A 14,560-nucleotide genomic window follows, 5' to 3' on the forward strand; every position below is an offset into this window, starting at 1 on the left:
GAGTTTTGACCAATAACCACTACCTTAGGCGGCGATCATCAGCTGCCGGGTATCTTACAATCCAATGGAGCCCGAACGCAATGTTAACGTATGCGTATCTTATTAAAGCCAAAGCGAAAGCAACTGAGGCAAAAAACCTGTTTTGCTGGTTCTCTGCGAAATCAGATTCCCGTGCAGAACGCGAAATCCTCAATATTCTCGAAGACAACGATATTGCCGTCGGTCGTGGCGCCGACTATCAATCACCTGTCCGCACCAACTGGTTTGTTGTTGACGATCTGCCTGAGGAAAGCACACTTGATGACACATGGTGCGATCGTTACGAGCTGGCAGAAGACCAGCTGACGTGGCAACTGAAACAGATGCCGGATAATGAAAATCTGGAGGCTTCCAGCCAGCAAAAACCTGAAACCTCCAGTGCCAATGTACCCACCAGCGATGCGCCAGCATTGCTCCGCCCCATATCTCGCCTGCGCCTGTCTCAGCGGCTGATTGCGCACCTGTTAAATGACGGTGAAGAGAAGGAAATCAGTGAAGCGCGGCACGTCCAGATCGGACAAATGGAACTGGACGAAAATGATCTCTATATACAAAACCTATTACTAGCCGTTGCAAATGTGCCAGCGGCGAAAGAGCTTTCTGCTCATGTCGAGTGGAACCTGGCAAACGCAATAAAAGAAGTCTTCGACCGTGAGCAGGTCTATACCATTGCTTCATTTGAGGAATTTATTACCGAATGGATTGCGGAACCGAAAGCGCGGACTCAAACCGTGCAGGAGTGGGTTAACGATAAGAAAGCACGAATTGTGGGTGATGAGCCCACCGTTCCACCTGTAACGCCAGAACTCATTACCGTTGCGACTCTCCCGCTACGCCAGCGCCTTTTAGCTCAGTTTATTTCTGATGAATATGCTTACCATATTGATACTGAACAGAAGAAAACCATTCAGGAACTTGAGCTGGATGTGGATAACAGCTACGTGCAAAATCTGCTGCTTGCCGCCGAGAATGTAGAACCATTCAAGAAAGCGCCAGAGATCGATATCTGGAAAATTGTCAGCGCGCTAAAAACTATTTTCCCGGTTGATGGTAAACGAGTGGATCTGTCTACCGTAATTCAGTTCTTTAAGGCCTGGTTCAGTACTGAACACATTGACCGCGGGTTGCTGGTTAAAGAGTGGTGTAAGGGCAATCGTGTGTCACAGATTCAGCGCTCTGATGCAGGAACCAACGCTGGTGGTGGCAATAAGACCGATCGTAACCCGGAACTTGTCCACACGCTGGAAACTCTGGACATTGATATTGCGCTGGCCACACTTCCAATGGATTTCAACATCTACGATATTCCGGGTGGCGTTTTCCGTCGTGCAAAAGAGATCATTGCTAAAAACGAAAGCCCGTTCAAAGAGTGGTCCGTCGCCCTGCGCAAACGCGCTGGCATCCTGGATTATTCCCGTGCCGCTATTTTCGCGCTTATTCGCAGTGCAGAAGAAAACGCTCACCATTTCCCGGAACTGCTGAGCCGTTACATCAATAAGAACCTGACTGAAACCGACCACCAGCACCCAACTGAAGAAACCCTGGCGGCAGCCGGTCACGTGCCAGAAAAAAGCTGGGAAAACGAGATTAACGAGAAAGTCACAGCTGAACAGAAGGCAGGAGTCGAACAACCAGAAATCGCCAACATGGGCAACGGCGTGTTCTCCATCGACGGCCTGATGGGTAACCAGCCGGCAGCCGCGCTTTCTGTCGTAGACCAGGTACGCCAGCGCGCCGTCGAAGAAAAATTACAACAAGCCAATACCGAGGAAACCACCAGCGATGTGCAGATGGAAAAAACTGACAACAGCGAAATCCAAGCTAATGCTGAAGTGCCTCAGAGCGAAACAGCAGTTTTGCCAGTTAAAAGCTCTGATGCAACTGGTGACGCGTCAGCACCCCTGAATAATGAACCCGTTCACCATATTGAAACGAATCCCCTGAACGCTTTCTATACTCACCTGATGGTTGATATGGAAACTATGGGCAACAGTCCTGATGCCCCAATAGTCTCTATTGGCGCTGTATTTTTTGATCCTTCAACTGGTAACACTGGTGCCGAGTTTTACCAAGTTGTCAGTCTGGAGTCATCGATGTCGTTTGGCATGAAACCGGATGCGTCGACGATTCAGTGGTGGTTGAAACAATCATCTGAAGCCCGCTCTGCCATTCTTGTTGATGAAGCCATGGGGCTGCTTGAGACTCTCGAACTTCTGGCTGACTTTATTGCTGAAAACGCTGCTAACGGAAGCCACACAGTTCAGTTATGGGGTAATGGTTGCTCGTTTGATAACGTCATTCTTCGCCGCGCATACGCGTTAACAGATACCCCCTTCACTGTTCCGTTCTGGAATGACAGGGACGTAAGGACCATGGTCGAGCTGGGTAAATCTGTCGGTATCAATCCACGCTTCGACATCCCGTTTGAAGGCGAAATGCACAATGCGCTTTCTGACGCACGGCATCAGGTCAAATACGTCTCTGCAATCTGGCAACGCCTGACTGCAAACTGATTTTCTAATTTCACAATTTACGGATCCTGCCTGGTATGTTTCTACAGGCAGGCCATCAGAGAGATGAGCTATGCACGAACTTACACTGTCTCCTCAGGAAATTGCAGAAATTACTGGCTATCAGCGCTACACCCACCAGCAGCGACAGCTGCGGTGTCACGGCATACCGTTCACCACTGATGGGCGGAACCGCCCAATTGTATTGCGCAGAAGTATTGATCCCGGAGTTTCTGAATTACCTAAGGTCGATGAATATGTTGCACTTGAGCCAAATTACGACGCAATCAATGGGCAGACCAAGAAAAGATCCTAAAGACAAGCACCTCCCGCCACGCGTAACTAAAAACCGTTATAGCTATGTGTGGAAGCCAAAAGGAACAAAACAAAGCGTAACTCTTGCACCTATTACCGGGACGAGTATGTCCCGGCTATGGGCGCGTTATGAGGAAGAAAAAGCCAAGCGCTCAGACGTAATGACATTTTCTAAATTATGGAAGTTATTCACCAGCAGCCCAGCTTTTGCTGAACTGGCTCCACGAACGCAGACTGATTACAGGTCGTATGAAAAAAACCTGGTTCCAGTGTTCGGGAATATGCGAGCAGATGACATAAAAATTGAGATGGTCAGGATCTATATGGATAAACGTGGCCAACGCAGTATTAACCAGGCAAACCAAGAACTCGGCGGGATGTCGCGTGTTTTATCATGGGGATATGAACGAGGGTATGTGAAAGGAAATCCGTGCAAAGGAGTACGCAAGTTCTCTTTAAAAGCCCGTGACGTGTACGTGACAGACGAAGAATATCAGGCAATTTATGAAGAGGCGGCACCAGCTCTCCGTGTTGGCATGGAGATATCTTACTTATGTGCGGCTCGCGTTTCGGATGTTCTTTCTCTCAAATGGTCGCAAGTAAGCGAGGAAGGCATTTTTATCCAACAGGGAAAGACCGGGACTAAACAAATAAAAGTCTGGACTGAACGGCTTCATAACGCCATCGAACTTGCAAAAACTCTGGGTGGGCGGGAAACGGTTATCTGTAGCAGCAAAAAAACTAAATACTTGAAAAGTGGGTTTAACGATCTGTGGGAAACCGCAAGAGAAGCAGCAGGAAAAAAACTAGATAGAAAACTGCCGTGTACATTTCATGATCTCAAAGCCAAGGGAATATCTGATTACGAAGGCTCGAGTAAGGACAAACAACTATTCTCAGGTCACAAAACTGAAAGCCAGGTTGTGGTTTATGACAGAAAAGTGAAAATTTCTCCCACATTGGATCTTCCAGTCTTGGGCAAATCAGAAGATGATGATGGCGAGTTTTATACCAAGTGAATATACCAACACTATACCAAGTGTGACATGAGTCGTTGAAAGGAATTGAGCTAAGTGTTTGAATAGTGGCGGAGAGAGGGGGATTTGAACCCCCGGTAGAGTTGCCCCTACTCCGGTTTTCGAGACCGGTCCATTCAGCCGCTCTGGCATCTCTCCGTTTTGGCGGTTGCCATGATGCCAGGTAATTTGGCATTTTAACAGACCCCGTTCCGTCAATTTCGTTCAAGTGACGAGTTTGCGAGCAAAACGATGATTAAGTGGCCCTGGAAAGAGCAAGAAACAACCCGGAGTGACGACTGGCCGTGGGACGACGCCCTGGCTATTCCTCTTCTGGTGAATCTCACCGAGCAAGAACAAGCCAGGCTTATCGCCCTGGCCGAGCGCTTTTTACAGCAAAAAAGATTGGTAGCGCTTCAGGGGTTTGAACTTGATCCACTAAAAAGTTCGCGCATTGCGCTGCTTTTCTGTTTGCCTGTTCTGGAATTGGGGATCGAGTGGCTCGACGGGTTTCATGAAGTTCTCATCTACCCTGCCCCGTTTGTCGTGGACGATGAATGGGAAGACGATATTGGGCTGGTACATAATCAACGTGTTGTACAGTCCGGGCAGAGCTGGCAGCAAGGTCCGATAATCCTCAACTGGCTCGACATTCAGGATTCTTTTGATGCCTCCGGCTTCAACCTGATCATCCATGAAGTGGCACATAAGCTTGATATGCGTAATGGCGACCGCGCCAGCGGTATTCCGGCGATCCCTCTGCGAGATATTGCCAGTTGGGAGCACGACCTGCATGCCGCAATGAATAACATTCAGGATGAAATTGATCTGGTCGGTGAAACCGCGTGCAGTATAGATGCCTACGCAGCGACCGATCCTGCCGAATGCTTTGCCGTTCTATCGGAGTATTTCTTCAGTGCCCCTGAATTATTTGCACCACGTTTTCCGGCATTATGGCAACGTTTCATTCAGTTTTACCGCCAGAACCCCATGGAGCGGTTACGCGATACCCGCTAAGGTGGCCATTGTCGCTCACCAAATGTGCATTAACGCTGAATTTGAAGATTAATTAACCAATTGAAATGACGCGCTAATTTTACTGTTGACACCTCATGGTGAGGTCAGTAATATGCGCCTCGTTCACACGATTCCTCTGTAGTTCAGTCGGTAGAACGGCGGACTGTTAATCCGTATGTCACTGGTTCGAGTCCAGTCAGAGGAGCCATATTTAAGAAGCCTGCTTAGGAAACTAAGCAGGCTTTTTGCTTTTCAGGTCGCTATAAAATCCCTCTCATAAGCCCCCTGCCTGCTCTGCACCGCTGTTACATGCCGCATCACAACGTTGATTAAAGTTATGTAAATGTAAATCGTTTAAACTTTGCAATTATTGTAAGTGCTAGTGATTATCATTTATTGTACGCGAGCCAAAGGAACGAGCCCCCCGCTCGGTTCACTGTACGTTCCAATTACTCTGGGATATAAACGATGAATTCTCTGCCTCGCGCCGGACTGCACCGTATCACCCTTGCCTCTGCCCTGGTCTTCTCTGTTAGCCTACCGGCTTTCGCTCAGGATACGTTAACGCTCTATACCACCCGTGAACCGGGTCTGATCCAGCCTTTGCTTGATAGCTGGACCAAAACCAGCGGCATCAAAGTCAGTACGGTCTATATCAAGGACGGTATGCTTGAGCGCGTTAAAGCTGAAGGTAAAAATTCACCTGCCGACCTGCTGATGACCGTCGATGCCGGTAACCTCATTGATTTAGTGGAAGCGGGTGTAACTCAGCCAGTAGAGTCAGAAGCACTGAAAACCGCTATTCCGGCTAATCTGCGCGGCGCAGATAATCAGTGGTTTGCGCTGTCGATGCGTGCCCGCGTGCTGTATGCCGAGAAGTCACTGCCAATCGATAACTGGCATTACGAACAACTCGCCAGCCCTGAGTACAAAGGTAAAGTTTGTATTCGTTCCGGACAGCACCCGTATAACACAGCGCTGATCGCCGCAATGATTGCTCATCACGGTGAAGCAAAGACCGAAGAATGGCTGCGCGGTGTGAAAGCTAACCTGGCGCGTAAAGCTACCGGTGGCGACCGCGATGTAGCTCGCGATATTCTCGGTGGCATTTGCGATATTGGTCTCGCCAACTCCTATTACGTCGGCCATATGAAAAACGCCAAAGAAGGCAGTGATGCACGTCAGTGGGGCGATGCGATTAAAGTCGTTAAACCCACCTTTGAAAATGGCGGTACACACGTCAATATCAGTGGCGCAGCTGTAGCCCGCTATGCACCAAATAAAGCCGATGCCGTTAAGCTGATGGAATATCTGGTTTCCGCACCTGCCCAGCAGCAGTATGCAAAAGCGAACTTCGAATACCCGGTACTGAAAGGCGTGACGCTTGATCCGGTTATTAGCGCAACCATTGGTGAAATCGACGTCGATAAAACGCCGTTAACCGAAATCGTTAAATATCGTAAACAAGCTAGTCTGCTGGTAGATAAAGTTGGATTCGATCAATAAACCTCTGCAGTTTCCGACGTTACGCGGCCTGGTTTCCGGGCCGCAGTCATTATTAACGCCGCTACATCTTGGCGCGCTGTGCGTAGCGCTTGGCGTTCTGACACCGATCATTGCGCTGATTTGGCAGGCTACCCAGGCCGATTTATCTCACTGGGATAATCTCCTGACGTATGTACTGCCTGCCGCACTAAAAAATACCGTGCTGTTATTAGCCGGTGTCGCGGTGATGGTCGGCGTGATTGGCGTAGGCAGCGCATGGGCGGTAACGGCATGGGATTTTCCTGGACGTAAAATTCTTAGCTGGGCGTTACTGTTGCCGCTGGCGATGCCGACCTACATTGTGGCCTTTGCGTGGCTCGATCTGCTGCATCCGATTGGCCCTCTGCAAACGTTTATCCGTTTTTTATTGGGTTTTGACAGCCCAAGACAGTTCCGACTGCCTGATTTACGCTCACTTTCCGGCGCAATCATCCTGCTCGGATTAGTGCTATACCCATACGTGTATCTGACAACCCGCGCCATGTTTATTAGCCAACCGGCTCATTTACTGGAAGCCGCACGCACGCTGGGATGCAGCGCAACCGGAACCTTTTTTCGAGTTGCTTTGCCCATGGCACGTCCGGCACTGGCCGTTGGGATCAGCCTGGCACTGCTGGAAACGCTCAACGATATTGGCGCATCGGAGTTTCTCGGGGTACAGACGTTAACCGTTACCGTATACACCACATGGATCTCGCGTTCTGATTTATCTGCCGCGGCACAAATTGCCTGCATGATGCTGATGTTTATATTCCTGATTCTGACGCTGGAATTTTATGGTCGCAGAAAACAAGGATTCAGCAGCCGCAGCCTGCGGGAAATTCAACCTACGCGCGTGCAGGGCTGGCGTGGTTGGCTGCTCGGTGGCGTTATTTCACTGCCGGTTGTGCTGGGTTTTCTGGCTCCGGTACTGTTTTTAATGTGGGAAAGCGCCAAACGTATAGGTGATGAGAACCCCCTTTCCTCTTCGTTACTGTCAGCATTGCAAAATACGCTATCGCTGGCAGCGGGAACTACGCTAGTGGTGGTTTGCGTCAGTATGCTGGTGGCCTGGAGCGCGCGTCATAGCGCCGCAGACAACGCCATGCCGGGATTTCGTCGCGGCGTGATGCGTCTGGCCTCTTTAGGCTATGCGGTTCCCGGCACAATTCTGGCGATTGGCTTTTTACCCCCCGCCATGGCTGTCGACCGCTGGCTGGCAGATTTACTGGATGTTCGCGGCCTGCCGCTGATGTCCGCCGGGATCCTGCTGGTAATTTGTTGTGCCATGCGATTCCAGGCGATTGCCATTGGCGCACTGGATTCTGGTCTGGGCCGCATTCCACCTTCGCTGGAACAGGCGTCTCGTCTGTTGGGTGAGAATGGTGCGGGGACGTTTGCACGAGTCCATTTTCCCCTGCTGCGCCCGGCGTTAGTCAGCAGTGCCCTGCTGGTTTTTGCTGATGCCATGAAAGAGCTGCCAACAACGTTGCTTTTGCGCCCGGTCAATTTTGAAACGCTGGCAACGTTGCTGTATGCGGAAGCCGCCCGTGGAACCTATGAAGAAGGTGCTATCGCCGCGCTAATGATTGTTTTAGCTGGCACGCTACCGGTTATTTTGTTGGTGCGTCACCAAATGACTCGCCGTGGTTAAGAGAGCAACAATGTCAGAAATTGCATTACGACTCCAGGATGTACACGTTGCTTATGGCAACAGCCAGCAATCGGTACTGAGCGGATTTTCAATGTCGGTACGTAAAGGTGAAATTGCCTGTCTGCTGGGCGCTTCAGGCTGCGGAAAAACCACGGTGCTACGCGCAGTTGCCGGATTTGAACGCCTGCAAAACGGAGAGATCTATGTGTCACAGCGACGTGTTGCCGGTCCCGGCGTTCATCTGCCACCGGAAAAACGTCATGTCGGCATGGTCTTCCAGGAATATGCGTTATTCCCCCATCTGACCGCGCAGCAAAATGTGGCCTTTGGATTGCGTCGCATGCCGCGTGAGGAACAACAGGCCAGAGTGACTGAGTTGTTGAAAATGGTGGAGTTACACAGCCATGCCAACCGCTATCCGCATGAGCTTTCCGGCGGGCAACAACAGCGTATCGCCCTTGCGCGCGCGTTGGCGCCACATCCGGAAATCCTGTTGCTCGATGAACCCTTCTCCAGCCTGGATAAGCGCACGCGTGAGCGTCTTGGCAACGAGGTACGGGATATTTTGCGCGCCGCCGGGCAAACGGCGCTGTTGGTTACCCACAGTGAACACGAAGCCCAGCTAATGGCTGACCATATTGGCGTGGTAAAAATGGGGCAGTATCAAATTAAAAAAGCGACCCATCCGACCTGAAGGTAAACAGGGTCGCCCTGAAAATTAATAATGCTTCTGTACCAGGCTGATGTTCACCGGCATACCGGAACGTCTTTCCAGCGCCTGGCTCCCGCGGCTCACATCCACGTCATGCCCGCTGATAAAGGTGCGCAAAGCGGGAGTGACTGGCAAAGGCACCTTTCTGTCAGACTCGTATTCCGAACGGTTTCGTGACAGCGGCTCATGTACTTCCACCCAGCGACTACCGTCCGGCTCTTCGCTGTATTTCACCGGTCGGTCAATTAATTGTACACGCGTCCCTACAGGCACCGTATCAAACAGGTACTTGATGTCATCATTCCGCAAACGGATGCACCCCTGGCTTACCCGCAGACCAATACCGAAATTGGCATTTGTCCCGTGAATGGCATAAAGCCTGCCAATATAAATTGCATACAGGCCCATCGGATTTTCTGGTCCGGCAGGAACAAAAGCCGGCAAGCTTTCCCCGCGAGCGGCGTATTCACGTCGGGTATTTGGCGTCGGCGTCCAGCTTGGTGCTTCCTGCTTACGTTCGACCGCCGTCACCCAGTTACGCGGCGTTTCTCTACCCGCCTGACCAATGCCAATGGGTAAAACCTCAACCGTATTGCTGCCAGCAGGATAATAGTAAAGCCGCATCTCGGCGACGTTGATGACAATCCCCTCGCGCACGGTATCCGGAAGTATCAGTTGCTGCGGCACAACCAGCGTTGAACCCGATTTAGGCAGAAAAACATCGACGCCCGGATTGGCTTCAAGCATATTGCTCAACCCCTGTCCGTACTGAGCGGCAAATGCCTCCAGCGGCTTGGTGTTTCCTGGTGGAACCGTGATAGTCAATGGGCTACCCACCAGGCGACTCCCCTCTGGCGGCAGCGGATAACTCACCGCCTGCGCGCCCTGACTCGCAAGCAGCATAATGAGTGAACAAAGCAGTTTTACACGACGCATCTTTTTCCTTTCCTTCGTCGCAACAGATATCCGTAAAGTATAGCTTTTATTATCTGTTTTAGTGGCTTACGACATATTTGCGCATAAAAAAACCTCGCCATCAGGCGAGGTTCAGGTTGAGCGGTAACTACGCTTCCTTACCATCTGGAAGCACGATGTTACTGGCGGCGAGCTGCCCCATATTTTTGTACATCGCACAGGCAGCTTCAATAATCGGCATCGCCAACGCGGCCCCGCTACCTTCGCCTAAACGCATCCCCATATTCAGATAAGGATCCAATTCAAGATGCGCCAGCGCGGTGCGTGCGCCCTTCTCAGCGGAGAAGTGTGACGGAATTAAGTAGGGTTTAATCTGCGGTGCAATCTGGCTGGCCGCCAACGCAGCAGAATACGAAAGAAAACCGTCCAGCACCACAGGCAGACCACAGGAGGCCGCCCCAAGCATCACCCCCGCCATACCGACAAGATCAAACCCGCCAACCTTAGCCAGCACATCGACACCGTCATGGCGATCCGGTTGATTGACGGCAATTGCCCGGCGCACAACGTCTACCTTATTCCCCACCCGGGAAAGAGGAAGGTTAGCGCCAATACCCACGACTTCCTCAGCATCACTGCCGGTCAGCACGCTGACAATGGCCGCCGCAGGTGTGGTATTTGCCATACCAAGCTCCCCGACGCCAAACAGCGTTACACCGTCTTTTGCCAGTTCATGGGTATAGCGGATGACTTCCAGCAACAGCTCTTCTGCCTGCGAACGGCTCATTGCCGGACCTTCGGCTATATTGCCGCAGCCGCGTGCCACACGCATATTCACCACACCGGGAATAGGTTCAGCATCAATCCCAACATCTATCACATGAACCTTCGCCCCCGCCTGAGCGGCCAGGACGCAGACGCCGGTCGTTCCACGCGTCATATTGGCAGCCTGAATAGCCGTAACAACTTTAGGCGAAACGGCAACCCCTTCATCCCACACGCCGTGATCGGCGCACATCACCAGCATCGCTTTGCCATTCACATGCGGCACACCCTTCAGGCCAGGCATCCCGGCCAATTGTACGGCGAGAGATTCGAGTCGCCCTAAACTTCCCGGCGGCTTAAGCAAGCCGTCAATATGCTGCTGTGCACGCAGCATCGCGGCACTGTCGGGTGATGGGATCGTGCGGAGTAAAGAGGTTAAAGTCTGCATAAGGGTTCCAGTATGTGGGCTGACTCAGAGCAGAGCCAGCAAGAAAATCAACTCGCCAAGTTCAATGGCAGCGCCCAGCGTATCGCCGGTTTGCCCACCCAACGTGCGTTTTAATAACTGCCCAAGAATAAAAATCGCCACTATTGTGACAACCAGCGCTGCCACGCCGCGCATGCCAGGAAGTAGCACGGCGGCAAGGATCGCCGCTAATCCCAACGTAACGCAGGTTTGACGCCCGGTGACTTTGCCAATAAAAACGTTGCCCAGCCCTTCTTCGCGGGCATAGCGATGCCGATACATCAGCAACACCGCCGTTCCTCGCCCGGCAACACATGCCGCTGCCAGCGCGGCCAGCATTGGCGTGCCACGCAAAGCCAGTTCACTCACCACCAGTACCTTCGCCAGTAAAACGAAAATTAACGCCAGTCCACCGTGGGTGCCCAGACGACTGTCGCGCATGATTTCCAGCATCCGCTCGCGTCGGCGCGCCGAAAAAATGCCGTCACAGGTATCCGCCAGACCATCCAGATGAAATCCCCCGGTCAGCAATGCCAGTGTCAGCACCGCAAAAAGGGCCGCCAACGGAATACCGCACCAGGGCTGGAGCGCCATAAAGACCAGCCCCGTCAGCCCTCCCAACACGACGCCAATCAGGGGAAACATTACAATACCGCGGGAATAGTGCTCGAAATCCAGTCCTTGCGACCAGCGAGCAGGAACGGGCAAGCGACTGATAAAAGAGAGCATTGCCCAGAACAACTTACTCATTTAATTTTGACTCCAATTCCTGATACCACCAGCCAGACCTCATCAGCTGCCGCCGCCAGTCGCTGGTTCACGCGTCCTGCAATATCACGAAAATGCCGCGCCAGACGGTTCTCCGGCACAATCCCCATTCCCACTTCGTTAGTGACCAACACGATCTTTGCCGGGCAGCGCTGACAGGCTGCGATTAGCGAACGGATTTCACCTTCGATAGACTGCTCCATCGCCGCGTAATCCCAGCTGTCCGGATCGCTTTCACCGCCCAGCGCAAACAGCAAGTTGGTCACCATCGTGGTGATGCATTCCAGCAGAATAGCTTCCTGAGGATCGTTCGCTGTCGTGATCAGTTCATCAAGATGTTGCCAACGTTCGGCTGTCCGCCAGTGCGCAGGACGCCCATCGCGATGATGCTGAATTCGCGCAGCCATCTCCTCATCAAAAATCTGCGAAGTCGCAATATACAAAACGTTTGGGGAATCAGCGATCAGCGCTTCCGCATGCCGACTCTTACCGCTTCGCGCGCCGCCAGTAACCAGAATCATCATACTGGCTCCCGGTGTTGCTGCATGATGGTATAAATTTTTTCAATATCGATGTGTTGCCGCATCGCATCCGCCAGCAGATCAAACTGCTGCGATTTATATTGCGCGTAATGGAAGGTGGAATCCAGCGGAGCTAACCCTTTACGTTCTCGCAGGCCATTGACCAAGGCTCGGGTGAAATCATCGCTGTCGAAAAGACCGTGAAGATAGGTGCCGAACGCCAGACCATCCGGAGTGACCGCGCCGTCAGCAACGCTGCCGCCGTCTTTGTGCAACGTCATCACCGACTGGCATTCATCGGTTAATGCTGTTTCGCCCATATGAATTTCATAACCGCGAACGGATAACCCCGCCGTGCCCGCCAGCCAGTCAGGCAGCGATGAAGACATTTGTCCCTCAACCAGGGTCGTGGTTTTGTGCTGGGCAAAATGGGTGACTGTATTGAGTAAGCCCAGACCCGGCAGCGTACCGAGGCCCGACTCTACTTCATCAATGATGGTGTCGCCGAGCATTTGATAGCCGCCACAAATCCCAACCACAGGTACGTTATTACGATGTAATTGCACGACGCCATTCGCCATCCCGCTTTCACGCAGCCATACCAGATCGCCAAGGGTATTTTTGCTGCCCGGCAAAATCACTAGATCGGCCCCCGCCAGCTCTTCAGGCTGGCGAACATAGCGCACGCGCACATCCGGCTGCGCAGCAAGCGCATTGAAATCAGTAAAGTTAGAAATGTGCGGTATTTGAACAACGGCGATGTCGATATCGCGTTTGTCAGTGCGCAAATACTTGCCCTTTTGCAGCGCAACGCCATCTTCATCTTCCAGATCAACATCCAGCCATGGCATCACGCCCAGCACAGGAACGCCGGTCAGCGCTTCAATTTGCTCGATACCGGAGTGCAGCAGCGTCACATCACCGCGAAACTTGTTGATGATCACCCCTTTTACCCGTGCGCGTTCGTGATCGTGCAACAGCGCCAGCGTGCCGTAAATGGAGGCGAACACCCCGCCACGATCGATATCCGCCACCAAAACGACAGGGCACTGCGCCATCTCGGCCATACCCATATTGACGATATCGCGATCGCGCAGGTTAATCTCTGCCGGGCTCCCCGCTCCCTCCAGCACCAGCACATCGAACTCCTGCGCCAGGCTGTTATAAACTGACAGGATCTGTTCCCGCAGACGTGGCTTGTACTCGTGGTAACTCACCGCGTCCATATCGGTTGCCACTTTACCCATCAGCACTACCTGCGCTTTTCGATCGCTGGTCGGTTTAAGCAACACCGGGTTCATACGCACATCTGGCGTAATGCCTGCGGCTTCGGCCTGAAAAATTTGCGCGCGGCCCATTTCTTTTCCCTCTGGCGTAATGCCAGAGTTCAGCGCCATGTTCTGCGATTTGAACGGCGCGGTATGCAGTCCATCCTGATAAAAAATACGACACAGCCCGGCGACCAATACGCTTTTACCCACATCAGATGCCGTTCCCTGCAACATTATTGCCTGCGTCATGACGCCTCCTTCAGTGCGTTCTCTCGCATACAGCTAAAAAATTCAGCCTCTGTTTTACACAGCGGGAAGCCCAACTCTGTATGCAGCTTCACCAGCCAGGGCTGAGTTAATCCCGCTTGTTCAATAAGATCCGTACGGGCGAATACGTCGCCTGGCGTGCCGTGCGTGAGTACTTCGCCCCGGCGTAAAACGTACACCGCATCGCTGACTTCATAGATAAGATCGATATCATGGCTGGAAATTACGACGTGGTTTCCTTGCGCAACGATGCGTTTGATTATCTCAATCATCTGCGTGCGGCCTGACGGGTCAAGGCCCGCAGTAGGTTCATCCAGCAGCAGATACTGCGCCTGCAACACCAACGCCCCGGCAATCGCTACGCGTTTTTTTTGCCCGTGGCTTAAACATTGAATGGGCTGATGGCGAAAATGCTGGGCGTCGACCAGCGTAAGCGCATCTTCCACGCGCCGAGCGATTTCAGCTTCATCCACCCCAAGATTGCGCAGGCTAAAGGCGATATCGCTGTCGATATCGGTATAAAAGATTTGCTGATCGGGGTCCTGAAATACCGTTGCCACCTGTTGACGCAGCGCCAGCAGGCCGCGCTTGCTGTAATCCAGCGGTTTGCCCTGCCACATCACCGCGCCTTGCTGTGGGCGCAATAAGCCACTCAGGTTCATAAACAGCGTGGATTTCCCGCAGCCATTAGCCCCTACCAGCCCGGTGACGGCATGCGTCGAAAAATCCAGCGTTAGCCCTTTGAGGATCGGGTCATCCTGATAGCGAAACCAAAGCGCTGAGGTGGCAAGCATACTTTT

At 52.3% G+C, this 14,560-nt stretch carries 13 protein-coding genes and 2 tRNA genes; 8 read left to right on the forward strand and 7 right to left on the reverse strand.

Features of this window, described 5'->3' with window-relative positions; genetic code table 11:
* Positions 1 to 80: 80 nt before the first annotated feature.
* The 3 genes from OGY09_RS03835 to OGY09_RS03845 all read left to right on the forward strand — a co-directional run bounded on the left by OGY09_RS03835 (position 81) and on the right by OGY09_RS03845 (position 3,883).
* Entirely contained in the window at positions 81 to 2,552 is a 2,472-nt protein-coding gene (locus tag OGY09_RS03835; RefSeq protein ID WP_286589962.1) for a 3'-5' exonuclease, read from the forward strand.
* Between the two features lie 70 nt (positions 2,553 to 2,622).
* Entirely contained in the window at positions 2,623 to 2,865 is a 243-nt protein-coding gene (locus OGY09_RS03840; RefSeq protein WP_071667664.1) for a DUF4224 domain-containing protein, read from the forward strand.
* The gene (locus OGY09_RS03845) at positions 2,840 to 3,883 is read left to right on the forward strand and encodes a tyrosine-type recombinase/integrase (protein WP_286589964.1); all 1,044 of its coding nucleotides are present in this window, start codon (positions 2,840 to 2,842) and stop codon (positions 3,881 to 3,883) included. Before OGY09_RS03840 ends, OGY09_RS03845 begins: the two co-directional genes overlap by 26 nt.
* A 66-nt stretch (positions 3,884 to 3,949) precedes the next feature.
* On the opposite strand, the gene OGY09_RS03850 is transcribed toward OGY09_RS03845, so the two are convergent.
* A tRNA-Ser gene (locus OGY09_RS03850) sits at positions 3,950 to 4,039 on the reverse strand.
* A gap of 93 nt (positions 4,040 to 4,132) precedes the next feature.
* Here OGY09_RS03850 and mtfA point away from each other — a divergent pair.
* The 5 genes from mtfA (at position 4,133) to OGY09_RS03875 (ending at position 8,769) form a co-directional block, all read left to right on the forward strand.
* Complete coding sequence (gene mtfA / locus OGY09_RS03855; RefSeq protein WP_048235118.1) at positions 4,133 to 4,897, forward strand: DgsA anti-repressor MtfA; 765 nt, start codon at positions 4,133 to 4,135, stop codon at positions 4,895 to 4,897.
* 132 nt (positions 4,898 to 5,029) lie between these two features.
* Positions 5,030 to 5,105: transfer RNA gene (locus tag OGY09_RS03860), tRNA-Asn, on the forward strand.
* 260 nt (positions 5,106 to 5,365) lie between these two features.
* Positions 5,366 to 6,403 carry an extracellular solute-binding protein gene (locus tag OGY09_RS03865; RefSeq protein WP_275399208.1) on the forward strand — a complete coding sequence of 346 codons (1,038 nt, stop codon included), beginning with the start codon at positions 5,366 to 5,368 and terminating at the stop codon, positions 6,401 to 6,403.
* Positions 6,387 to 8,075, forward strand: coding sequence for an ABC transporter permease (locus OGY09_RS03870; protein WP_048235115.1), 1,689 nt, complete (start codon positions 6,387 to 6,389; stop codon positions 8,073 to 8,075). The genes OGY09_RS03865 and OGY09_RS03870 overlap by 17 nt, the downstream gene beginning before the upstream one ends.
* Before the next feature lie 10 nt (positions 8,076 to 8,085).
* Entirely contained in the window at positions 8,086 to 8,769 is a 684-nt protein-coding gene (locus OGY09_RS03875; RefSeq protein WP_032669186.1) for an ABC transporter ATP-binding protein, read from the forward strand.
* Positions 8,770 to 8,793: 24 nt separating this feature from the next.
* Here OGY09_RS03875 and ldtA read toward each other — a convergent pair whose 3' ends face one another.
* From ldtA to OGY09_RS03905, 6 genes are all read right to left on the reverse strand, one after another.
* Complete coding sequence (gene ldtA, locus OGY09_RS03880) at positions 8,794 to 9,723, reverse strand: L,D-transpeptidase (protein ID WP_275399209.1); 930 nt, start codon at positions 9,721 to 9,723, stop codon at positions 8,794 to 8,796.
* A 127-nt stretch (positions 9,724 to 9,850) separates the two neighbouring features.
* On the reverse strand, positions 9,851 to 10,915 hold the full coding sequence (gene cobT, locus OGY09_RS03885; RefSeq protein ID WP_008785130.1) for a nicotinate-nucleotide--dimethylbenzimidazole phosphoribosyltransferase: 1,065 nt from the start codon (positions 10,913 to 10,915) through the stop codon (positions 9,851 to 9,853).
* A gap of 24 nt (positions 10,916 to 10,939) precedes the next feature.
* On the reverse strand, positions 10,940 to 11,683 hold the full coding sequence (gene cobS / locus OGY09_RS03890) for an adenosylcobinamide-GDP ribazoletransferase (protein ID WP_003834082.1): 744 nt from the start codon (positions 11,681 to 11,683) through the stop codon (positions 10,940 to 10,942).
* Complete coding sequence (gene cobU / locus OGY09_RS03895) at positions 11,680 to 12,225, reverse strand: bifunctional adenosylcobinamide kinase/adenosylcobinamide-phosphate guanylyltransferase (RefSeq protein ID WP_008785131.1); 546 nt, start codon at positions 12,223 to 12,225, stop codon at positions 11,680 to 11,682. The genes cobS and cobU overlap by 4 nt, the downstream gene beginning before the upstream one ends.
* Positions 12,222 to 13,742 carry a cobyric acid synthase gene (locus tag OGY09_RS03900; RefSeq protein ID WP_008785132.1) on the reverse strand — a complete coding sequence of 507 codons (1,521 nt, stop codon included), beginning with the start codon at positions 13,740 to 13,742 and terminating at the stop codon, positions 12,222 to 12,224. Before OGY09_RS03900 ends, cobU begins: the two co-directional genes overlap by 4 nt.
* On the reverse strand, positions 13,739 to 14,554 hold the full coding sequence (locus OGY09_RS03905) for an energy-coupling factor ABC transporter ATP-binding protein (protein ID WP_003839037.1): 816 nt from the start codon (positions 14,552 to 14,554) through the stop codon (positions 13,739 to 13,741). The genes OGY09_RS03900 and OGY09_RS03905 overlap by 4 nt, the downstream gene beginning before the upstream one ends.
* Positions 14,555 to 14,560 lie beyond the last annotated feature (6 nt).

Source organism: Citrobacter sp. Cpo071 (assembly GCF_030332765.1).
In the GTDB taxonomy this organism is placed as follows: domain Bacteria; phylum Pseudomonadota; class Gammaproteobacteria; order Enterobacterales; family Enterobacteriaceae; genus Citrobacter; species Citrobacter portucalensis.

Excerpts from the sequence above, each read along its gene's own strand:
- OGY09_RS03835 (WP_286589962.1), top strand. The coding sequence starts at position 81 with ATGTTAACGTATGCGTATCTTATTAAAGCCAAAGCGAAAGCAACTGAG.
- OGY09_RS03840 (WP_071667664.1), top strand. The coding sequence starts at position 2,623 with ATGCACGAACTTACACTGTCTCCTCAGGAAATTGCAGAAATTACTGGC.
- OGY09_RS03845 (WP_286589964.1), top strand. The coding sequence starts at position 2,840 with ATGGGCAGACCAAGAAAAGATCCTAAAGACAAGCACCTCCCGCCACGC.
- mtfA (WP_048235118.1), top strand. The coding sequence starts at position 4,133 with ATGATTAAGTGGCCCTGGAAAGAGCAAGAAACAACCCGGAGTGACGAC.
- OGY09_RS03865 (WP_275399208.1), top strand. The coding sequence starts at position 5,366 with ATGAATTCTCTGCCTCGCGCCGGACTGCACCGTATCACCCTTGCCTCT.
- OGY09_RS03875 (WP_032669186.1), top strand. The coding sequence starts at position 8,086 with ATGTCAGAAATTGCATTACGACTCCAGGATGTACACGTTGCTTATGGC.
- ldtA (WP_275399209.1), bottom strand. The coding sequence starts at position 9,723 with ATGCGTCGTGTAAAACTGCTTTGTTCACTCATTATGCTGCTTGCGAGT.
- cobT (WP_008785130.1), bottom strand. The coding sequence starts at position 10,915 with ATGCAGACTTTAACCTCTTTACTCCGCACGATCCCATCACCCGACAGT.
- cobS (WP_003834082.1), bottom strand. The coding sequence starts at position 11,683 with ATGAGTAAGTTGTTCTGGGCAATGCTCTCTTTTATCAGTCGCTTGCCC.
- cobU (WP_008785131.1), bottom strand. The coding sequence starts at position 12,225 with ATGATGATTCTGGTTACTGGCGGCGCGCGAAGCGGTAAGAGTCGGCAT.
- OGY09_RS03900 (WP_008785132.1), bottom strand. The coding sequence starts at position 13,742 with ATGACGCAGGCAATAATGTTGCAGGGAACGGCATCTGATGTGGGTAAA.
- OGY09_RS03905 (WP_003839037.1), bottom strand. The coding sequence starts at position 14,554 with ATGCTTGCCACCTCAGCGCTTTGGTTTCGCTATCAGGATGACCCGATC.